The organism is Rubripirellula reticaptiva (assembly GCF_007860175.1).
Taxonomy (GTDB): Bacteria; Planctomycetota; Planctomycetia; order Pirellulales; family Pirellulaceae; genus Rubripirellula; species Rubripirellula reticaptiva.
Genome location: NZ_SJPX01000004.1, coordinates 386,300 through 407,903, shown reverse-complemented (window position 1 = coordinate 407,903; position 21,604 = coordinate 386,300). Strand labels below are relative to the sequence as shown.

16 protein-coding genes are annotated in these 21,604 nt (G+C 51.4%); 4 read left to right on the top strand and 12 right to left on the bottom strand.

The window, feature by feature from the left end; genetic code table 11:
* Positions 1-20: 20 nt before the first annotated feature.
* The 4 genes from Poly59_RS18555 (at position 21) to Poly59_RS18540 (ending at position 2,177) form a co-directional block, all read left to right on the top strand.
* Positions 21-563, top strand: a complete 543-nt coding sequence (locus Poly59_RS18555; RefSeq protein ID WP_146535614.1) for an NADAR family protein — start codon at positions 21-23, stop codon at positions 561-563.
* A 69-nt stretch (positions 564-632) separates the two neighbouring features.
* Entirely contained in the window at positions 633-1,157 is a 525-nt protein-coding gene (locus Poly59_RS18550) for a hypothetical protein (protein ID WP_146535613.1), read from the top strand.
* Between the two features lie 13 nt (positions 1,158-1,170).
* Positions 1,171-1,803, top strand: coding sequence for a DsbA family oxidoreductase (locus Poly59_RS18545; RefSeq protein WP_146535612.1), 633 nt, complete (start codon positions 1,171-1,173; stop codon positions 1,801-1,803).
* On the top strand, positions 1,800-2,177 hold the full coding sequence (locus Poly59_RS18540) for a DoxX family protein (RefSeq protein ID WP_146535611.1): 378 nt from the start codon (positions 1,800-1,802) through the stop codon (positions 2,175-2,177). Before Poly59_RS18545 ends, Poly59_RS18540 begins: the two co-directional genes overlap by 4 nt.
* Here Poly59_RS18540 and Poly59_RS18535 read toward each other — a convergent pair.
* The 12 genes from Poly59_RS18535 to Poly59_RS18480 form a co-directional block, all read right to left on the bottom strand.
* Positions 2,161-2,838 (bottom strand): hypothetical protein, encoded by a 678-nt coding sequence (locus tag Poly59_RS18535; protein ID WP_146535610.1) that lies wholly within the window; start codon positions 2,836-2,838, stop codon positions 2,161-2,163. The two genes, Poly59_RS18540 and Poly59_RS18535, sit on opposite strands and share 17 nt — an antisense overlap.
* Positions 2,839-2,882: 44 nt before the next feature.
* Positions 2,883-3,950: a tetratricopeptide repeat protein gene (locus Poly59_RS18530; RefSeq protein WP_146535609.1), complete on the bottom strand. Its 1,068-nt coding sequence runs from the start codon at positions 3,948-3,950 to the stop codon at positions 2,883-2,885.
* Positions 3,951-3,953: 3 nt separating this feature from the next.
* Positions 3,954-4,718, bottom strand: a complete 765-nt coding sequence (locus tag Poly59_RS18525) for a hypothetical protein (protein ID WP_146535608.1) — start codon at positions 4,716-4,718, stop codon at positions 3,954-3,956.
* A 137-nt stretch (positions 4,719-4,855) separates the two neighbouring features.
* On the bottom strand, positions 4,856-5,986 hold the full coding sequence (locus Poly59_RS18520) for a hypothetical protein (RefSeq protein WP_222436135.1): 1,131 nt from the start codon (positions 5,984-5,986) through the stop codon (positions 4,856-4,858).
* 17 nt (positions 5,987-6,003) lie between these two features.
* Positions 6,004-6,306: a hypothetical protein gene (locus Poly59_RS18515; protein ID WP_146535606.1), complete on the bottom strand. Its 303-nt coding sequence runs from the start codon at positions 6,304-6,306 to the stop codon at positions 6,004-6,006.
* A 30-nt stretch (positions 6,307-6,336) separates the two neighbouring features.
* Positions 6,337-7,617 (bottom strand): DUF4062 domain-containing protein, encoded by a 1,281-nt coding sequence (locus Poly59_RS18510; protein ID WP_146535605.1) that lies wholly within the window; start codon positions 7,615-7,617, stop codon positions 6,337-6,339.
* On the bottom strand, positions 7,610-9,565 hold the full coding sequence (locus tag Poly59_RS18505) for an ATP-binding protein (RefSeq protein ID WP_146535604.1): 1,956 nt from the start codon (positions 9,563-9,565) through the stop codon (positions 7,610-7,612). Before Poly59_RS18505 ends, Poly59_RS18510 begins: the two co-directional genes overlap by 8 nt.
* A gap of 18 nt (positions 9,566-9,583) precedes the next feature.
* The gene (locus tag Poly59_RS18500; protein ID WP_146535603.1) at positions 9,584-10,366 is read right to left on the bottom strand and encodes a hypothetical protein; all 783 of its coding nucleotides are present in this window, start codon (positions 10,364-10,366) and stop codon (positions 9,584-9,586) included.
* A complete protein-coding gene (pglZ, locus tag Poly59_RS18495) occupies positions 10,363-12,366 on the bottom strand; it encodes a BREX-3 system phosphatase PglZ (RefSeq protein WP_146535602.1) in 2,004 nt (667 codons plus the stop codon). The genes Poly59_RS18500 and pglZ overlap by 4 nt, the downstream gene beginning before the upstream one ends.
* On the bottom strand, positions 12,359-15,199 hold the full coding sequence (locus Poly59_RS18490) for a DEAD/DEAH box helicase (protein ID WP_222436134.1): 2,841 nt from the start codon (positions 15,197-15,199) through the stop codon (positions 12,359-12,361). Before Poly59_RS18490 ends, pglZ begins: the two co-directional genes overlap by 8 nt.
* Before the next feature lies 1 nt (position 15,200).
* Positions 15,201-17,816, bottom strand: coding sequence for a DNA methyltransferase (locus Poly59_RS18485; protein WP_186776371.1), 2,616 nt, complete (start codon positions 17,814-17,816; stop codon positions 15,201-15,203).
* 131 nt (positions 17,817-17,947) lie between these two features.
* The gene (locus Poly59_RS18480) at positions 17,948-21,589 is read right to left on the bottom strand and encodes an AAA family ATPase (RefSeq protein WP_146535599.1); all 3,642 of its coding nucleotides are present in this window, start codon (positions 21,587-21,589) and stop codon (positions 17,948-17,950) included.
* Positions 21,590-21,604 lie beyond the last annotated feature (15 nt).

Sequence of the window (21,604 nt, the reverse complement as noted above, 5' to 3'; positions counted from 1 at the left end):
TTGTTCTTCTCGGTGTCAAAATGCTCGATCTCAATTCACTGCGTCAGCGATGTTCCGAGGGTGAAACCTTCGAGTATCTGTATTTCTGGGGCCATCAACCGTCGAAGACTGGCAAAATCACCAAATCCTGTTTCAGCCAGTGGTACGAATCATCGTTCACAATCGACAGTGTATTCTACCCAACAGCAGAGCATTGGATGATGGCGGCTAAGGCTCGTTTGTTTGAAGACGACGAAACTCTTGCCGAAATCCTTGTCGCACCGGATGCGAAAACGGTTAAAGCACTCGGTCGCAAAGTGCAGAATTTCAACGACGGTGTGTGGACGGCAGATGCTCGGCGGCTTGTCACCGAAGGCAATGTTGCGAAGTTCGATCAGAACTCAGAATTGAAAACGTTCTTGATCAGTACAGGTGAGTCTGTCCTCGTGGAAGCGAGTCCATACGATCGGGTGTGGGGCATCGGCCTCAAAGCTGACGACGAGCGAGCGAAGCATCCCGATACTTGGCAGGGACAGAACCTGCTTGGGTTTGCCCTGATGGATGTGCGAGACGCCGTACGCTGAGCACCTCCACACATCACAATGTAAGATGATCGATGAGTTTCTGGTCGAGAATACCTGACGGGGTTTGGGATGGGTCGTGATCAAAAGAAGCAAGCTAAGCAAAAGAAGCGAGAACGCAAAAATGCAACGGCGAAACAATATGCTGACCCGCCATTCAAGATCAAAACGAAGCGTGATGACGACAAAGTTGAAGTCAAAGTCGAAGAGGGCAAGGCCGTCTTTTCTGTTCGCAGTCCGTTTGGAATCAGTCAGGCAACCATCGAACGTAGCGGCGACAACTGGCCGACCACCGTGATGTTGCGGTTGCATCTGAAGGGACTAGAGAAATTCAAAGTCACCCATGGCACGATCACGCTGGAGGCTTCGGTATCGAGTCAGGATGTCAAGGTGCGGCTTTGGAAGGACGGCATAGAAGATTCGCCACTGGACCTAAAGCATCCGTACTGGATGGAGATTCGAATGGTCGGCAAGGATGGGAAACCGGTGAAAACGATTCCGCTGAAGGACGGCTACTTTGAGATGCAGTTGCCGAAAGCCTTGCTTGAAGACAACCCAAAGTCGTTCACGTTAAACTGGATCGACTTTTATCGTTGAACAAGGAGTCCTAATGAATCTCGCCGTCGATGTGATTTCTGATGTGATCTGCCCGTGGTGCTATATCGGCAAACGACGGCTTGAGAAGGCGATTGCTGCTCTTGATGGTCAGCACGACGTGCGGGTTCACTGGCATCCATTCCAACTCAACCCGACGATGCCGAAAGAAGGCATCATTCGCAAAGAATATCGCACCAGAAAATTTGGTAGTTGGGAGCGCTCAATGGAACTGGATGCCAAAGCCATTGCAGTCGGTGAGACCGAAGGAATTCTGTTCGCTCTCGACAAGACTGAACGAACGCCAAACACGGTCGATGCCCACCGGATCATCTGGCTTGCCGATCAGCATGGCTGTCAGGATGCGGTCGTCGAGGGACTGTTCCGGGCTTACTTCACTGAAGGGCAAGACATTGGCAATTATCAGGCTCTCATTGACGTGGCTGCTGAAGCCGGATTGGATCGGCAAGCTGCCGAAGAGATGCTGAATAGCGAAGACGGAATGGATGTGATCGCTCAAGCTGGCAAGCGATCTCGGCAGCATCAAGTTGATGGCGTTCCATTCTTCATCATCAATAATGCGATCACATTGTCTGGTGCTCAAGCCCCAGAGACGTTTCTCGATGCGTTCAAACAGGCCAGTACATGAAACGCATCAAATCGATTTCGAAATGCCTACTAGCGATCTTCATGATCGTGGCTGGCACGATGCACTTCGTGAATCCCGAATTCTTCCTGAAGATCGTGCCGCCATATCTTCCACTTCATAGAGAACTGGTGCTGGTCAGCGGCATTTGTGAAATTCTGCTGGGTATCCTGCTGCTGATCCCAAAATGTTCGCCTTTGGCGGCGTGGGGAATCATCGCTCTGTTGATTGCCGTGTTTCCTGCCAACGTGTATCTCTACCAGCATCAGGACATTCTTCCGGCTTCGCCGTTCATTCACCTGCTCCGACTTCCATTGCAGGGTGTCTTCATTCTGTGGACATATTGGCATACGAATCTCGTTATTCGCCAAGAGTGAAAAGCAGTTCGGCATTCGTCTCAACTCCGTAAGCGTCTAAGAACACGGATCTGCAAAGCTCAGTCACTTCTTCCGTGGTTCCTTCAACCAGAAACGACAGATGATGCGTTTCAAATTCCGTCCCTTTCTCGGTTATGGAGTCAACTGTGGGCTCGACTTCTCGCTTGGAAAAGTAAGCGAGGACTGGTGCGACCTGCTCCTTCTTCGTCAAGTAGAAATCGATGGAGCAGCCCTCATCGCCATCCGAAATACTAAGTGCCGTGTATTCGTCTTCTGCTAACGAAACGACTAGGTAGGCGTGAGGCGACCGGGAGTTCATTACTCGCTCGACATAGTGCTCGATCTTGTCGAATCCATGAACCTCTCGAAACTGTGTCTGGGGAGGGATCATGTACAGCAGCCCGGCAACGACCGCCCCAGCGCCGAATAGCAAAGCAGTGGACGGCCAATAGGAGGTTGTGACTTCAAGGCGATACCGCTTTCCAAACTCCATGTAACTTTGGGACAACGTGACTTCCCCGTCGTCAACTTGTTGCTCTGGATTGTTTTTGAGGTGTCGAGCCAAAGCGATGGTGGAAGTCAGGTTCAAGACTGCCAGCAGAACAACCGGGGTCAGGCCAACGATGACCAGAGACCAGAGTGCGATCTTCAGGGGATTCATTAGCGTGAACTATTTAGGGAAACATACTTGGAGCCAAAGGCTTCCTAGCCTAGCTGATCCGCAGCGATCTGATATTCCTTGCTGAAATCAACTCCCACGTTTTGCCCCGGTGCAAACTGCTGAAAAGCTGCATACATGATCGAGACAAGTTGTAGCCCGGTGAACTCACCGTCAAGCGATTTCACTTTGTAAGTTTTGGTGGGATCATTGATGCTCAACCCCTTTGTGCCAAGCAAGCCGATTTCTATTCCAAGGTCTTGAATCTGCTTGGGTTGCATCGTCCGAAACTTTTCCAGCGCCATCCCGATGTACTCAACAACATCCAGACGGACATCGGAGTTCTCCCGCATTCGGTTTTCGGCAATTTTTGTTCGACGCTCTTTTGCGATATCGACGATGTGCTCTGGGCCACCGATTTGAATTGCCATGCGATAGAGGCCATCAGCCGTGGAGTTGTCACCAAGAGCCTCCTGAGCTTCACCTAGCCCAACCATGGCGGCAATGTCCTTGGGAGCTTCGGCGAGGCATCGGCTTAGAATCTCGCTGGCATCTTGATGCCGATCCTGCTTCATCAGACAGGCACCAAGATTTCTCAAAGCCCATTGGTTCTTTGGATCAAGTTGAGTTGCTTTTCGTAGCCATTCTTCAGCGATAAGCAGATTGCCGGAATTGATTTCAGCAACTCCAAGAGCCGTCAATCCATGGACGTGATCCGGTGCAATCTCAACAAGTTGCTCAAGTGTTGCTGATGCTTTGTCGAACTGACGTAGTTCGCTGTAGACGACACCCAAATGATAAAGGTTGTCAGCATCGCTAGGATCGTTCTGAACCAGCGTCCACAACATCGGTAAAGCAGTCGTCAGCTTTCCATCGTTCAACAATTCAAGAACTTTGTCCTTGGGATCTTTCCAGTTTGCTTCTTTAGTCCAGTGGACCTCGATCTCTTGAGCGGCGTCATTGACGATCACACGAGCCCGACCACCAAATCCTGCGAACTGCTTGGCGAAGAATTCGCTTACATTCGACGAGAACTCATCTTGCTTTGCATCATCGCCAAGCAGCGACACATCAAAGTCTTCGAATGCCAATTTGAATGTGAACTCTTTGGACATGCTTTACCTCGCCACCGTTTGAAACCAGCGGTCGATACCAACTTCTTTTGCCCAAGAATCAATTAGCTCACGATCCTTGTTCGGATCATCAGCAATGGATGCGTTTAATGCCAAGAGTCCTTCACCAATCTGTTTGTAGCCAGCCGCAGTAAACGGAGTGCTGATCGCCGATTCGTTCCAAAGATTAGCCCAGAACTGAGTAAACGCTGAACTCATTGAGGCGTTGGCATCGATGATTTCTTTCGGTGCTATCAGCTTGATGCTCGGGCTCAATGCTTCCATCGCTTCTTGCAGTTGTTGTTCGATGTTCTTCCGTTGCAGCGGTCGGAGTTCGGGATGATTGTCGTAAATTTGCTTGTCTACACGAATGGCGATTGGGAAAGATCGCAACTGCCAACCGAGGCCGTTTCCAAATTGAGTTGCAAGTTGAGGAACGGCGTGTTCCGGTATTTTGGGGTTCTGCTTTGCGTGTTCGGTCGTCAGCTTCAACACATCACTCGCCATGTTCGGCTTTGATGCCAGATCAAATCTCGATTCTTTGTCAGCGTCTATGGTCCTGAGCGCCAACAAGCATTGGAAGGCGACGAGGTACGGCAATACAGCGTCATGCTCTTGCTTGTGGAGCAGCAGATGAGCCGGTTGGTCATCCCGAGCGATACGGATAGTCGCATGACCAGCAAACTTCGGATCGCACTGCATGATCACTGGTTTACCGCTGGCAGATTCAACTCGGCCAATGAATTCACGTTGCAGTTCGATCAAGTCCAATGGAAATACACCCCGAAAAATACTTTCGTCTAGTAAAAACCCGCATTTTATCTGGTTGGGACACTATCCGGTAGGGACAGGCGGTGGATCTGCTTGAGTGTCCAATTCGAACCCAATTATCTCCCCAGCGGCGACACTCACACAGGGAAACGTGGTCGTTGATCCGGCTCGTTTTCTGTTTTAGAAAGTGCGTCTATGATCGGCCTCATATGCTCCATGATCGCATCGCATTGTTCTTGGCTGATCGATGCCTGCTTTGGAATGATAGCGTCTTTTTTCAAGTGCTTTTGCCAAAGCTGTTGGATGACTGAGTTGCCGGATGGATTGACCTCGGGATCGGACTCTCGCTCGGTCGCTAATTCCTTCAGCGTCTTGTTCAATTCGACCGATGGTACGAAAGATTGATCGTCGTCGAGAATCAATGGTGCCAACTGGTGGTGGAGTTTGTCTCCCGATGAGAACACTGATGCAAAGGGCGTGTAGTAAAGGTACTCAAGATCAACGATGTTACTGGAACGTGTTCCGAAGATCCCTTGCAGCATCCCCGAGTAATAGATCAGTTGAACTCGCAGGCAGTGATAGGAGTACGGTGCGAACGAAACAAGCATTCTGGTGACATCAAATTTCCAGCGGGTGAGGATTTGCTGTTGTCTCGTTTGGTCAAATTTCATCATGCTCAGGAACCAAGCGAGGATTGATCCTTGCAGTTCCGGCTGGGCAAGGAGCGTGTCAACGAAGTCACGAACCTGATCCGCTGATTTGAATTTCACTGACGGACTTGGTAAAGCCTGTTTCATCTCTTGGAGGCTTGCCCCCTTGGCAGCTTTTCGCCACTCGATTGCGAACCGCATGTCATCGCTGTTGAACTGCCCGCTCTGCCAACGGAGTACGGCGTCATGTTCTCGCTGCACGTCAATGACCAAACCCTTCGACCCATCCGAGGCGACAACCGGTTTTGCGCCGCTGACAGCCGGTCTGCGAGTCATTGGAACTCGTTCGCCAAGCAAATTGTGTAAGCACATTGTGTGGTAGTGCTCATTGGCAATCGACTCGTTAGGGAAGACCTTGTTTGCTATGTCGGCCACCTTCTTTTGGGCCGCTGGAAGATCGTCTGGCTTCAATGAAAGATCAGCCAGTGTCTCCATCAGTAGAACGTGAGGTACGACCGTAAAGAAATAGCGACCAACTTCAGCCAACGCTTTCTGGCCCAGTCCTTGAATCGCTGACTTATCGAAAATGATTGTTGGTCCCATGTATTTCTCAGACACAAATCAGCCAGTGAAGTTCACGTCTGCTGCGCATTGGTATTCTCGCCATTGAACAGGCTCGCATGGAGTTCCGGGTAGCGTTGCTTGAGTTCGTCACACAGTCCCTTGAAAAACGACTCCCACCCCGACTCATCCATTTCATTTGCAGACTCACCTGAGTCTGCTGAGACGGCAAATCCGATACGTCGATTGATTGGTATCCCGAGTTCCTTCTCGGCCTTCATTCTGCGAACGGTCGAAGATAGCCGCCCGGCGTTCGTATGTGGAACGATGGGATACTTCTGATCGAGTGAACGGATTAGTTCGTTGATGTCATCCAAGATTTTTCCTCCAAGTTGATGTTCTTGAATTCAGTTGTCGAGCCATTGCTGCACCTGTTCTCTTGACGCTCTTTCTCGTTGCATCGCTTCACTCTCACCAGCGAGCGGAGAGTTGCCGTAGAGATCGATCTCATCCAGTGAGTCTTCGGCCCCACTTAGTGCTCGATGCACCGCCTTGTTCAATGCAACAACGTTAGACTGGCTGTCATGAAGAGAGAACACAGATACGAGACCAATGTTCTGCATTTCATGCGTGCCTTCACCATCAAAAGCTTTTAACTTTTGCATCAACTCAATTCGGGCAGCAACGGGCAATAATTCTTCGTTGCGGCGGAGGCGTTCGATACTCTGCTTTAAGTCGAGCAGGCGTTGTTGAAGAGGGCCAACTGCAAACGCATCAAGGCTTTGGTCGAATTCAAGAAATTCGCCGCTCGAAACAGCCGCATCTAAAGCGCTGGTTGACACGCTTTGTCCGATGCCAGCCCCGCTAACGGCGAAAATCCCAAGCCACTTCAGACACTTTCCCCGAATCTCTGAATAGTCGTCTATTCCGCCACTGAACTCTCTTCGTGCGTGGGATGCCCAGTCATAAATTGGATTGGCGCTACCCTCGTGTTGTGTCATCATCACAAACAGGTTCGCCTCTATTTCAGCCTTCAGATTCGCAATCAATGAAATTCTACGGAGCGAATTTCCAATTCTAAATTCAACTCGAAGTGCGTCGATTATGTCTCCAAAGTTGTTGAATTGACGTATCCAGTTTCCAATTGGGAAAGGTGACGTTCCTGCCAGCGCCGTCCTCATTTCTTCGTTTCGAGCAATCTCGCTGAGGAAATTGAACGTAAATTGAGCGTCGTTAGCAAACTTACTGGGATGCGTCGTAATCCTTCCGATTTCCGCCTGATCAAGTTCGGCGCTGTGCAGAGCACCGTTCCTTAAAAGTGTTTCGAGTTCGCTTCTGTCTTCTCGAATATCCCATATACATTGGCGTACAAATGCGATGACTTTTGGTCGTCCTGCAAGCAAGTTTTCATAAGCTCGACGATACTCAGCTTGGGTGATGCTGATGCGGTTGTCCCTGTCGAACCAACCGCCGACACGACTTCCAACGAGAACAATGAAGTAATCACAAGCATCGATTGCTTGCAGACAGGTTTCGTACGAATTCAGATCAGCCTGAACAGGAAAGTCGTTGTGTTCCGACAATAGAACGTCGAAACCTAGTTCCTCAAGCCAAAACTTCAGTGCAGACCGCAGGTCACGGAAGTCGTAGATGGTCGAGGAGATGAATACACTCGGTTTGTCAGACATTCGCACCACCCTCTTCGCCGTTGCCTTGAAGTAACTCTCGCAAATGGCTTTTTATCACGAAGCGTTTCTTCTGTTCATCGACAAGTTGTTGCCTGATGAGCGTGTCGATGGCTTCTTGTGCTGAATCCAGTGGCAAGCCGGTCGCTGAGGCTGCTTGTTCGACGGATAGACCATCGACGGAGAGATTTAGGATCGTCGCTTCGGATGGCGATAGTTTCACGCCGAGTCGGTCTTTCCAGAACTCGTTGTAGTTATCCGGGACGGTTCGCCAGTCGAGAGTTAAGGTAAAGGTGTTGGCTGACGGATTGGACTCCATTTGAGGTGGTCTGCGTTTTTGAGTTCGCCAAGCGTGCTGAAGTTGGCGAAGGCCGGAACCGGCGAGTTCGGCAAAACCAATCAGACGTAAGGCCCGTGCGACCAATGGATTTCGGCACACGCTTTTCCCGCCCTCGACCAAGGCTTTTGTATTCGTCAAGGATTTGCCGGGGTTGAAGCAGACGACTTGTTCCGGCTGGATTTCGACCTGAGCGGCGGCTCGTTGGTCGGCGAAGTCTTGGTGGATGAATAGATTGACCAGTGCTTCACGCATAGCGAGGTAATCCGCTGAACCCGATGTCGCCTTCAGGCCATCCAGTGTCACTCCATAAACACCAATGTATTTCGAGAAGAACTCGACCGACTTCTTTAGGCAATCAATCACGTTGGAATGCGATTCGACTCGTTCATCCCAACGCTCACCCACTGTCATCACAGCACGTAAGTCGATCAGTTCACGCCCGAGGGTTTTCAAGATCGCAGCATCCGTGCCGAATAACATTTGCAGTTGATTGGTATCTGCTGCGTTCAGACTGTCTCGATCATCCAATAAACGAGAATGGATGATCTCTTGCGGGGAGCGAGTGTCGCCTTCGGTCGCTAGTTTTGAGGCGTACCAATTCATCGTGTCAGTCGAAAGCGAATCCCACTGAATCCTGCCTTGCAGGTTTTCTCTTGCCGCTTCAAGTGCTCGTCGGCGTTCGGACCATTCCTTAGCAAACGAGCGGCCATCAGCGAGTGTCAGTGATTCGGCCTGCCGAGTATTCCCTGCAAGGATCGAATGGAAGTCGTTTGTCTCGTTATCCTGAGATTCATAAGTGCTGACTTCCACCGCTTTGTACTTAACGCTATCCGAGAGAATTGTGTCAAAGATGAAGAGTTTATAGTTTGCCGTCTTGTGGGATACTCGCCAGACCAGCATCGGAGCGAGGACGTAGACCGAATCACTGAATCCGATATAAGGGTCTCCGTCGTCATGCAACGGACTTGAAAGCTCGATTGACTCTGGGGGCGGATCGGCTCCATCGCCCATGAGCATCAGTCGTTGACCGATGGTGTTGCCCTTGGTGAAGCGGATGTCCTCGACGACAAATAGTGGAAGCTGAAGAAGACCCTGCACGCCAGTAAGTGCAGCGACCAGCAGCGTCTGAGGTGCCTGCTCCTTCAGGATTGAAATAGCTCTCGCCCGATTGATGCTGTTCAGATCATGCCCAAGCTCATTCCGCAAATTCAACAGTTTGGTCAGTGCATCATCCGTTGGCCGAGCATCCTTTGAACCGTCATCGCTTGAAAACCCAGATTTAAGGTAAGGCTTTGCGGGATGATTGCATTTCAACTTCGCAGTTTGTTGCGTAACGCTCAGGAAGTGACCAAAGGCAAGATGCCCATCCAGCTTGGCAAACAACTCGGGAGCTTCCGTAGCATCTTCACGTACCGAATAGGATGCGAGCGAAACCGACGCCAGATACCGGGCAAGAATCTCAGCACCCTTCAGCAAGGCATCCAGCAAAGTTTCTTCTGATCGACTGCGGATGATGCGTCCGCAAGAAAGTGCAACTGGATGCGGATAGACCCATGAGCCCCGCTCGAACAGCCGAAACTCATCGCCTGTCATGTGTGTTTCTGCTGTCATAGTGCTCGAATTGCCCCGCTATTCATCGCCGAATAAAACCTTCTGTGTTGCGCCACGTTCTCTTGATTTTGGCTTTAGCTTGCCGTGTGGCATCTCAACCATATCCATGTCCAAGCCCTGTCGATGGACCTCGAATCCCTTTGTTCCTCGAATGTCGGCTTTGCCAACCGTGATTTTGAATGGGAACAGATTCGGGAGTGTCAGTAACTCATTGGCTTCAATTTGCTCTTTGCCGTGTGCGATGTGGGATGCCTTGAGCAACCAGACCTGAAGCTTCTTCGATCTGGTCGAATGCAGCGGTGCCGCTGTGAAGACTTTGTTGTCTTCCGAATCATTGAGGACGTGCCAATCCACCATGCTGCGCACAAGCCTTGGCACCGCTTTCTTTACCGTTGTGCGTTCACCCCACGAGGACTCCAGACGCCGATGGACTTGCCCCCATGTGATCTCGTCTTGCAGTTTGAGCAGTCTGCCAACGGATGAGGTGATGTCTTGGAAGATTGGGTAGGCCAACAGGCACATTCCCCAATGCAGCCAGAGTCGATCCTTTGACGAAATCGTTTTGAGAAGCTCGAACGCCTCGGCACGAACTTGCTGATGTTCCTCGGGAACACGTGCCCAAACTCTCATCAGCACGGTGACCGTTTTCCCACGAGCCACTTCGCCGGGGTGGTCGCCAGCCAAAATCTCATGAAGGTAAGTGCGCAGCGTGGAGGCATCTTGGTCCTGAGCTACTCTGTCTGCCAGAGCGTCAAGCCAATCAAGTTTGATCTTCCTGTCGAAACCTACGACAGCGGTCATTCTTCCTCCTTAACAAACCGCACAAACGGCACAATGATTTCTTCCAAGGCGATGCCACCATGTGACACGACCTTTTTGTCCTTGAACGTGAAGGCGGACAATCCTTCAGGCAACAACGCATAGCGGTCTGGCGGCAAACCGACATTCGACCATTCCAGACTTTCTGGAATCTGTTCGTGCGCTTGTCGCCGAAAGGTTTCGCTCTCGTAGATTCTGGCTCGTTTCCCGGTCGTCTCGGGCTTCACACCATCATCTGGCTTACCAACGCCTTTGGCAGCGATATTACCGTGGTCGGCTGTCACGAAGACTTCGTAGCCTTCGTCCATCAGCCGATCCAGTAACGACAACAAGTTTTTGGCTTCCAGTCGGATCGCATCGTGCATTCCTGCCGCCCCCTGTTTCTCGCCGTGCATGATGTCATCAACGGTGTTAACGACAATGCCGACGATTGACTCGTTCGGGTTGGCAAGGCACTCGTCCAGACTTTCTGTCGAACCTGACGTTACCTTCTTGGCATAGTGTATCAGACCGGATGAAATTCCTTCATCCTCCCAAAATCGCTCCCAGTGCTTCTTTTCCCGACTTGTATGTTCCATCGAGTCGGCAAAATACATCGGTGCCTGAGCCGCAAAGATCGACTGGCGTGAAATCGAAGTAAGCGAAGGCACCCATGCGAACACGCTCGATTCCTCCAGTCGCCAATTCATTCGTTCGGCCTCGATAATCCGTCGAAAAATCAACCACTGGTCGAGCGCCAGTCCGTCCATGACTACCAAAGCCAGTTTTCTCAACGACTCTTTGCTTCTGACGGAAGCAAGATACTTGGGGACGTGATGAACCATCACAGGCTCGGGCACGAATGGAAGGTTGTAGAGACTTCCGAATCGCTCTTGCATCCACTCCGCAAACTGCCGCTCGACTTGGACGTGCAACTCGTGCCAGCTTTGTTTTTGATCGTCTTCAAGTGACGTGTCGAGTTCCCACCGCAACACAACTGTCTCGGCCCAAGCACGAGCGAACTGTTGCCAGTCACGGTGCGTGTCCGTTAGCGACGGAATCTGCTCCTTGGCTCTCTCGACAAGTTTTGAATACCGCTTCAGTGCGTCCGCAATTGGATCATGCTTGACGCCAATGTGAGCCCACGCAGGCAGGGCATCCAACGAATCACATTCAATCGGTTGAAGAAGCCCTTCAATGAAGAATGTATCGACATACGCTCGCACATCCTGATGCTCGAACGGCACCAGCAGTTTTCCATTTCCGTTCGATGTCGAGTTGTAACCTTGAGGTGACTCTTGAACGGTCACGGATTCGCCGCCACCGAACGAATGAATCAGGTATCTCCACTGCCGCTGCAAGAACTGAAAGAAGACTGACTGGTTGGACAGTAATTCCTTCAGTGACCAATCAGCCAGAGCCGGGTTAGATTGCAGGTTCTCCGACAGATGATCCGTGAGTAGTGTCGGTAAGGTTCGATTGGCGTGGTACAGCGGCAGCAGTGCCCTTAGTAAATCAACGGCGGAAGTGATCATGCTACGTTCGATCCGAAAACAGGATCGCAGCACGAAGTCCTTTGTCGCCTTGTCAGCAAGTTTTGAATCGTGGTCTTGGCTGTAGGCAGCAAACAGCGGATCAAGCAACGACCGATCCAAAGCTGCCAGCACTGGGTAGCTCAGGTTTGGGAACAGCTTGTGCAGACTGAACTCCAGTTGCCGCCCAGCTTTCAGCAAGTCATACGGCAGATGCTGAAGATCGTTTTCGCTGCGAAGGACGACGACCAACTCCGTCTTCTCACCTCGGTCCCAAATCGAGCGATACTTCGACTCATAGGCATACCGGAACGCAATCGAATCCTCAAACGGGATTAGATCGAAGCCACGTTGCTTGATCTCAGCCAGCATACGTTCTTCCGTCAGCAATCCATCGGGATCGGAGACCAGTGTCAGCCGGTTGATGTCCTTCTTGAAATGCTTCAGGATCGTTTTTCGCCAATCAGCCATCAAATGCCTCCACGAATAAAATGCAGATGGGCTGAAGCTCAGGAAAAACGTGTTCTCGCTGCTGAAGTGCTGCTGTCCAAGCTTGTTCTTCTTCGTCCAATTTCTTGATGCGGAACTGCCGAACTTCGGGCAGACCGATGCGATTCAATGCCTGCCGACGAACGTGGAATGCGTAGCGCCCTTTCTCTCGCTCGTGATGCAGCCCTTCCTGATGTTTTGTATGCAATTCTCGAAACAGGTTTTCCCCATGCTTCTCAGCGTCCGCTGTTAGCTGATCGAAAACCTCGCTGCTGGCACTACCGTCGATGGTGCCGGTCTCTTCAACCTTCGTGTCGGCTTGCAGCAGACTCTCCCAGATCGTCCGAGCCGTGGGCAGAAACGTGCGGCCATCTGAGTTGCGAAACAGGGGAAGGATTCGGACATGTCCGCCGCCGCTGCCCCACTGTGTTTCTTCGTGGCTTCGCAACGCAATTTTCCACAGCGACCAATAGCCATGAATCTGTGACGATAGCCCCTTGATCTTGACTTTGGAGATTGGTTCACCGGCTATCGTACGAGGCAATCGCTCAATCAAAGTCCGCAGCTTGGGGTTCTCCAGACTGATATGATTCAGGCCCTTGTCCTGAGCTTCCCGACCAAAGAAACAAATGTCGTCCATCTGCTCGCCATCGGGCCACGTTAGATCGTATGCGAACAATTTCTTCTCCACCTTGCCGCCTTCGGCTTGCAGATAAGAAGTCGCCATTCGTTCGATCCAGTACGGCATCGGATGATTGACGTACTTCGATGCAAGCAATGCATCCAGAGGCGAATGATCGTAGAGCGACTTCCCTGACTGTTCGTACTCGGCTCGTTCACGTACCTGCATGATCAACTTATCGACGTTCTGCTCAATGTCGTCTGGATTGACTATCGCTCTGGCAAACACTTTCTCGAAGTCCGCACCGCTTTCGGCGGAATCAAGTACATCGCCGGTCTTGTCCACACCGAATTCGGCATGGATCGTCTTGAGTTTCGCTTCCAGCACCTCGTGAACTCGAAGCTCAACACTGTCAGCGAAGATCAGATTGAATGCTTTGACCACATGCTTCTGACCAATACGGTCAACACGTCCGATGCGCTGTTCGATTCGCATGGGATTCCACGGCAAGTCGTAGTTGATGACGACATGAGCGAATTGCAAATTCAAACCCTCGCCACCAGCATCCGTGGAAACCAGAATGCGAGCTTCCTTGGAAAACTCTTTCTGCACACGTTGTCGTGATTCCAGATCGAGCGAACCGTTCAGGCAGACCGTTTTGAAACCATGAGTCGTCAGCAATTCGGCCAGCATCTGCTGGGTGGGAACAAACTCGGTGAAGATCAGAAACTTCAACTCGGGATCGTTTTCTTCCTTCTGAGTCTTGTAGAGCAGGTCGAGCAATGTTTCTGCTCGTGCGTCCGTTCCCTGAGCCTGACACCGCTTAGCGGCCTCCAGCAACAATTTCACTTCTTCACGCTCGTTGTGCAGGCCAGCAATTCTGGAAGCCAGCAATTCTTCCATTTGTTCCTGACTGTCCGAATCGAATAGGTCCCCACTGTCTTCGTTCAAGTCATCTTCGGTGACGGTTGTCGATTGCAGAATGAGTTGCCGACGTTGCAAGGCTGATGCGATGGCTCGTGTGCTACTGGTGACCAGTCGCTGCATCAGGATCATCAAGAAACCGAGATACTGTCGGTTCTCTCGCATCGCTTGGTTGTAGCCCTGACGAACGTACTCGGTGACCGCTTCGTAGAGTTCCTTTTGCAGTTGGTGCTTGTCCTGCCACTGAACCGGAACAAGTCGAGTGACCCGAGGCATGAACAGTGCTTCGCCTCGATCATTGATGGCGTTTCGCTTCTCGGTGCGAACAACAAACGGAGCCACATTCTCGTGCTTGATCGAACCGATATCCGGGAAGGCGTCCTGATCCAACAACGACATCAAACGATGAAAGCTCTCCGTCTTTCCTTGGTGTGGTGTGGCTGACAGCAGCAACAGATAGGGAGCCGCATCGGCCAGCGCTTTGCCCAGTTTGTAACGAGCGACCGTATCACTGCTGCCGCCTAATCGGTGTGCTTCGTCAACAATGATCAAGTCCCAACCGGCTGCAATCAGATCACCGATGCGTTCCTGATTGTGCTTTTCGATTCGTTCTCGATTCCATCCTCGTCGTTTTTCCAGCGGCTTAACGGAATCCACTGGACAGACAACCTGATCGTAACGTCGCCAAATGTTGTCATCGCCGACAAGATGTCGATACGCCGAAAAGTCGCTGGGTGAGAGCATTTGAAAATCTTCGTGGAAGTGCGTTCGCATTTCCTGAACCCACTGCGTCACCAAGCCCTTTGGAGCAACCACCAACACACGCTTGACCAGACCACGCAGCTTGAGTTCCCGGATCACCAACCCAGCTTCAATCGTTTTACCAAGCCCGACTTCATCGGCAAAAAGGTAACGCACTTTGTCGCCCGACATTGCTTTAGACAATGCAACCAACTGATGCGGTAACGGAATGACGCCCGCCTCCAATGGTGCCAGCAGTACGTCTTCTGCTAGTCCTTCGACAACACGAGCCGCTGCAACACGATAGAGCAGATTCTCAAAACTCTTTGCCCGAGGTTGATCGACGGGAGAAAGCTGATCCGCTGTGATCCATGCGACAGCTTCAACGCTGGGACGCCAAACGAGATAGCTGGTGTGATTCCAGATCGTCTGCGATTCAAGTATGCGCACGGGCTCACGATGCTCTTGGCTGAACGCCCAAGAACCAGTTCTGTACGCATCATTGGCATCGTCGTTGACACGATCCACTTTATGCTCCATCGGTGAGCATCATTGCATTGTCGTAGTACATCAGGAGCGCCGGGTCTTCTTGGATAATGGCTTCCTTAACACGCTTGGCAAGAGCGACAATCTCAGCGTATTCGCCACTTTGCCATCGTTCTTTGAAACCAGCACGTAAAGCTTCAGACCGAACTTGCTTTAGCTTTCCTCGGCTTTCTTCGTAGCTGCGAAACTCCTTCATCAATGCTCGGACACGCACCTTTTCCAAGTCCCCTTCTTTCCTTGGGTCTGGTAAGTACCAACGGTCCGTTGCTTTCTTCTTCAGACGCTCATCAGATTTTTCAAGGTTTCGTAGCTCCTTGAAGTTTGACGAGAGATACCCATGTATTTGACTTGGGACATCATCCGCCCCGTCATAACACAAGAAATTCTCTTCAAGTATCTCTGCAAGTTCGACAGACTTTTCGTTCTTGTCCCACGTGTTCAGTTGCTGAATGAAGTGTGGGTGAATCTCTTGGAATGATTGGGGCTTCAGCTTTAACTCTTGCTTCAACCATTGGATAGCGCTTGATTCGTCAGAAACAAAAAGCTCAAGCTGGGTTAGCTCACTAACCGTCAACCGCTTTTTGTCATATTCGAGCACCTGTTCGGGCAAGAAGAACATGCTATCACGCTGCGGAAAACGCTGTTCAAGCCCAAGGTGGAATTCTGGTGCCGACACTGGGATTGCTCGGCTTCGCTGAACATGAAAGGCGACCATGCGATCAAACAAGACGTGCTTTTGGCGTTCAACTACTACTTCAGCTTTTCCGTTGGTCTGCAAAAACACGGGAAGCTGTTTAAGGTGCCCGGATACAAACTCCCAAACACTAACCTCTGAACCGGGCTGAGCATCAAGCGTCTCCTCCACATGAACGCCCGGTTTGTAGGCCGAGATGATCAAGTCTTTCTTGATGCTCTGGCCGAGGTCTTGCCGAATAGTGCCTTGCTTCTTGTCAAAGACTCGAACGTCCGCAATCACGAATCCGCATGCTTGAACTGCTTCGCTAATTGAATTCCAGACCGCATTGCTGCGATTGGAAAACTCGATTGTCATCCACTTTCCGGGCTTTAAGACCCTAAAGCACTGTGAGAATACATCTTGAATATGGTCTTGGTAGCCATCGATTGTTTTTCCTTGATGCTTGCTAACGATTGCTTCGCATTTGCGGTTGGTGAATACCTTCAAGAAATACTCGAAACAAAAACTGCTCTCGGCATACAGGATGTTCTTACCGAAAGGCGGGTCAACGAACACGTAATCAATCGAACCGTCCGATAACCCACTGAGTCTTGATGCTTCTGTTGACACGAATGCGGTAGGTGGGCGTGTGACAGCAAACGCTTTCTTTTGCTTCTTGACAGTCTTATCCCAAGTTCTGAATGGGTTCACTTCACATTGCAGTTCAGGAATGTAGAGTGAATTTGGCAGCGGCCCACAAGTCGTTCCTTTTGGGTGGTGCTTGTCGATCAAGTAGCGATTGCGTTTCGATGCATGGTTGTCCACGAAAGCGGTCAACACATACAGCATCTGTCTTGGGAATTGGCAATCGAGCGACGCATCACGCAGGGCACAAAGCGTCAGAAGATTGCGCTTCGTGTAGAAGTGATGTGCATGCGTCATTCCTGCGTGGTAACCCGGACGATAAAAGTCTCCCCATGGAGGATCTTCAAAATTTATCTTCACAGGAGGAGCAGACGCAGGGTATCGCATGTCCTCAATTGACCGGATTACTTCAAGATCAGCTTCGTCGGGCGTCTTTTCAAATCGTTTCTTGCCGACTGTGTAATGAATCAAGACAGGCGTTGATTTATTGCGGATAGCGGTTGCATTCAGTAGCGTGTCGAAATACGTTTCGGTCACACGTTCAAGTTGGTCTTTGGCTAAATCGCCGTCACATTCCGGGCACGATAAGTGTTTTAATATTTGTTGATTGTCTCGATCTACAAGTTCATCCCAAGCACTGAACTCCGCATTGCAGTGTGAACATCTGTAGTATTCAGTCCAGATTGTGTAGAGAATCTCACCAGACACGTTGCCAGATGACCCATGATGTCGAGTTTGGTACAGCGAGGCGTGCGAGGAAGCAACTTTGTCTCGAATGCTAGCGGCTAAGCTGGAGAAATGAGCCGCAGAGATTGACGGACGATTGTTCACATGGCTGATAAACGTCGCTAATGGCGAAATGTCAGATAGAATCGTTGAGCGGGCACCAGCGGTTCCCTCAAAATCGCCTAAGTGTGGCGTTGGGTTTTCACAAAGCGAAGCAGCAACGCCCAACATCCCTGAGCCAGCAAACGCATCCAATACTAAGTCGCCCGGCTTAGTAAAGTGCAGGAGCATTCGCATTAGCGCTTTGGGTGGAACCTTTGTATGGTACGGGTGCGCATCGTAGATCGGATCGCCCTTCCCCTCAGTTACATCTGAAGCAAACGGTGATCCGCTTTCTGTGGCCGTTTCATGTCCACGCACCTCTGCAACACGTTTCAGGAATGGGTTGGGACAGGCGGTGTAGTAAGGCGGGTCCGAGAGTGCGAGGATATCTTCGTCCTCTGCAATCGGGAATCCTTCGATTTTCCTGAACTCAGGGTCTTGTAGCTTCATCTGTAGTAGTTCGAGGAAGTGAAGTCTTCGTGCGGAATCATTTTCAAATGTCTCCCCTAGACATGTAACTGGGACGTTGGGTGCCCCAGCATCTTTGTCGAACAGTTGGTGTGTTTCGTCTGACATATCCGTTACTCGTCTTCCATCAGGATGTATTTGCGTGCGATACGTTCAATCTCAGGAGAACTTATGCTTCCGTCTAGTCGGTCTTCGGAAGTGATCAACTGATTGACGTAGCCGTTGTCTTTGTACCACTGGAGCTTCTTGTCCCACTTCTCTTTGTACGACGGCACCGAGAGCATTCCGAGATGCTCCCAGTAGAACACGTCCCCCTCAAAGCTGACCGTGAAGTCGGGCAATCGGTAATCGTTCGGGTTGCCGTCTTTGCTCGGCAGCTTCTTTTCGTACTCGTAGCTGATCTCCAAACGAGTCAGTGTGTCGGCCACGATCACTTCTGACTTGGACTGCACCAACACATTCTTCGCCGTGCGGTGAATCAAGTGATGAGCGTACCACTTCTTTACGTCTTCCGGTCGCACTGCCGTCAGCAGCAAGTTGGTGTTTCGCAACATCGTGTCGGATTCGGCAGGACTGCGGAGGCGCTCCAGCACGTCCGTGTCTCGCTCGACCAACAGGACCAACTTCTTTTTGAAGCGAGTCAGTCCGGTATAGAGCAGTTCTTTGGAAAGCGTTGAGGCTTTCTGCGGCAACACCAGAAACACGATCTCAAAGTCGCTGCCCTGCGACTTGTGAACCGTCATTGCATAGGCCAACTCCAAGTTCGCATCGACTTCGCCACGTTTGTAGTAGTACATCACCTTTGGCTGCGTCGAGAAAACCACGCCAATCGTGTCTGCTTTGCCTTTGTTCTTGAAACTGCGAGTGACGATGCCGACTTCTCCGTTGGCAACGTAATCCAGTCCATTCTCTTCACGTGGTTGCGACCAGCGGCGGTTGTTGAAAATCTGGATCACCTTGTCAGTCCAGATGATCTCCTGCTCGCCGAACGGCTTGGCAAGCTTGCCCTTTCGCCGACGAGAGTTGTTCAATAATCCGCCCCGGAAACGGCCCTGAATCTTGCGATTCATTTCCGTCGTACCGAACTCGTGCTTTTTTACCGGACTTAGTATCTGCCAGTGTTCGGCCTTTTGCGGTTCGTGTTCTTCGTCTCTTCCGTTGGCGATACCAATGCTGGTGTTGAATGGTTCGTAACATTTGGCACCATCGGTCAAGTTCAGAAGCTGCTTCATGCGGTTGTGCAGAAGAACTTCCAGTTGCACATGGTCCTGCCAAAAGTGGACTTCCAAGTCGCCGCCCACGTCTTGTCGAGCCACACGTGAGAGCATCTCGTCATCGCCGGGTGAACCTTCATCACTCAGGTAAACGTCGGCCAGTTGCAGAGCGAGACTGTTATGGTCCTCATGTCGGGCACGTTCGCTCAGGTGGGCGTAACAGCGGCCACGTTCCTCGGCTGAAAGCTGGAATCCCTTGGGGTAATGCTTGGTGACCGTTTCTTCGTCCGCCTTTAACCAACTCACCACATCGACAAACGGACGACCGGGACCAATCGGCGGCAACTGGTTTGGATCACCAACCAAGATCAGTCGCTTGACGGCGTTCAAATCCAAGGCTCGGAAAAGCACCCCCAGCAAATCCATGGAGATCATCGACGCTTCATCAATGATCACCGTAGGAGCGGAGCGTTGTTCGCCGCCCTGATATCGCAAAGCGAAGTTCTTGGGGTTGATCCAATTGTTGTGCATCAACAATTGATGAATCGTCATGGCGTCGTCTCGGCCTGTTCGATCCATCATGCGTACACGAGCTTTGCCGGTCGGAGCGAGCAACAGCACATGCTGCTGTCCTTCCAGTTCTTTCAATCCCTTCAGGAAGACGTTCAACACACTGGTCTTGCCGGTTCCCGCTCGACCGGTCAGCGTGCTGAACCGGGATTCGTACAGAACCTGCAATGCCTTGGCCTTCTCGGCTCTCGCTCGCTCTTCGACTTCAGGTGGTAATTTCGACGAACCTGCTTTGGAGAACTCTTTCTTGAGCAATGCTTCCCATGACCAATCGGCTGGCGGTGGGGCGTTCTTTCGCTTGAGGCGACGTTTCAGACGACTGCCGACTTCCTGTTCAAGTTCCGCCAGAATTCGCAGTGCCATCGTTGGCGGCTCGGCATCCTGCCGGAACATCAACGCTTCTTCATAGAACTCACTCTGGCCGACAACAAGTTCCCGATCCGGCAAACAAGCCCGACGCTCTGGAAACTGTGTCTTGATCCGGTTCAGTGTTTCACCAAGTGGCAGCAGAGTGTCGCCTTCGGCGGCTGCGTTCTTCAGCACCGTCACGGCACAGCCACGCACTCGACGTGGATCGTCCTGCGGAATGGATTCGCCTTTCGGCAGAAATAAGGCGGCATCACCTTCGGGACGCATCCCACGGTCGATGACTTCCAGTGATACCACGTCACGATCAGGACCACCCTCATCCATTTCGCAGATCAGGTAAGGATTGGCGGTTAGTTCTTCCGGCGTAGCATTGATTCCCGCTTCGGCTCGCTCGTCTTCGTCAGCAATTCGTTTGACTTGCTTAGGTGTCATTTCAAATCGAACCAGCTTTGCCAACAAATCACGTTTGGGCTGACCGTAAGCTGCCCACCGCTTGGCGGCTTGTTTCATCGGTTTGGCGTATTCGGCTTCTTCGCATTTCTGTTTGCCTTCCAGAATCGCCAGCAGATAGTCCCAAGCGTTCTCGCCTTTCTTGATACGAGGCATCAGCACTTGACGATGAAAGGCCGTGCCAACCTCGACGCCCAGAAACTGAAGCACGCTGCCAGCACCGGGAAACGGACCACGATTGGTCCAGACTTCGGACAGGACATCATTTAGCCAAGTGATGTGCCGGTGCCAGTCGCCAGTGATCTTGTTTTCATCTCGCACTGCCTGCACGCATTGCAGCAAGCGTTCCAATGCCCCGACTGCTGTGTCATCGCTAACATGCTCGCCCACGTAGGAGAAGTCGAGCATCGTGCCGTCTGGGATCGTGCAGATGATGTTCGACGGATCATGCCCTTCCCGCAGGTATTCCTGATACGGCAATCGGAAGCCCTGATTCTCGTAATCGTGGGTGATGCACCGAGACCAGATCGGATAATCGTCTTCGTAGCCTTTCTTGGTGCCAAAGTAGATTTGCTGAGCGATGTTGGAGATGCGTCCCACGCCAACCAAGACACGACTCAGGTTCTCACCGAGTGGATTGCCTTCGTTGCAGTAGAAGAAGACCAGCGACTGATTCTTTTCCAGCCGCCCCCAAAACTCTTTCAGCAACGCACGTTGTCGTTCCGGTTCAAAGACCCAGCCCGCTTCTTTTGCTTCATCCGGTCCACGAATCTCCAGACGCTCGTCTTCACAAAGCTGAGGGAAGTTTTCTTCACGCATCCAGCGATACGGTGACGTGCAAAACGAATAGGGTGGAACTTCCTCATCTGCCGAAGGCAATCTGCGAAAGTCCAGAGGATCGTTGTGGGTGATCGTGCATCCGATGGAGGAGAAAGCAAGAGGATCACGGGAACACGGCGGTTGCCATCCATCGAGTTCAGCCAGCGGTAAGCCCGCATTATCTACTTCTCGCTGAAGCTTCTCGGGATTCGACAGCGACTCACGAATATGCTGCTGAACAACGCAAAACGCATTCTGGCTGGGGTGATCACAAACGTGCCCATCCCATCCTCGATCATGCCATACCAGTCGTGCTGACAAATGCGTCGTCATCAGATTTTCCGAACG

Bases quoted from the DNA above. Each gene is read 5' to 3' on its own strand.
- pglZ (WP_146535602.1), bottom strand. From the start codon at position 12,366: ATGGCTGATTGGCGAAAAACGATCCTGAAGCATTTCAAGAAGGACATC.
- Poly59_RS18550 (WP_146535613.1), top strand. From the start codon at position 633: ATGGGTCGTGATCAAAAGAAGCAAGCTAAGCAAAAGAAGCGAGAACGC.
- Poly59_RS18505 (WP_146535604.1), bottom strand. From the start codon at position 9,565: ATGACAGCAGAAACACACATGACAGGCGATGAGTTTCGGCTGTTCGAG.
- Poly59_RS18510 (WP_146535605.1), bottom strand. From the start codon at position 7,617: ATGTCTGACAAACCGAGTGTATTCATCTCCTCGACCATCTACGACTTC.
- Poly59_RS18535 (WP_146535610.1), bottom strand. From the start codon at position 2,838: ATGAATCCCCTGAAGATCGCACTCTGGTCTCTGGTCATCGTTGGCCTG.
- Poly59_RS18530 (WP_146535609.1), bottom strand. From the start codon at position 3,950: ATGTCCAAAGAGTTCACATTCAAATTGGCATTCGAAGACTTTGATGTG.
- Poly59_RS18500 (WP_146535603.1), bottom strand. From the start codon at position 10,366: ATGACCGCTGTCGTAGGTTTCGACAGGAAGATCAAACTTGATTGGCTT.
- Poly59_RS18485 (WP_186776371.1), bottom strand. From the start codon at position 17,816: ATGAAGCTACAAGACCCTGAGTTCAGGAAAATCGAAGGATTCCCGATT.
- Poly59_RS18540 (WP_146535611.1), top strand. From the start codon at position 1,800: ATGAAACGCATCAAATCGATTTCGAAATGCCTACTAGCGATCTTCATG.
- Poly59_RS18545 (WP_146535612.1), top strand. From the start codon at position 1,171: ATGAATCTCGCCGTCGATGTGATTTCTGATGTGATCTGCCCGTGGTGC.
- Poly59_RS18480 (WP_146535599.1), bottom strand. From the start codon at position 21,589: ATGACGACGCATTTGTCAGCACGACTGGTATGGCATGATCGAGGATGG.
- Poly59_RS18555 (WP_146535614.1), top strand. From the start codon at position 21: ATGCTCGATCTCAATTCACTGCGTCAGCGATGTTCCGAGGGTGAAACC.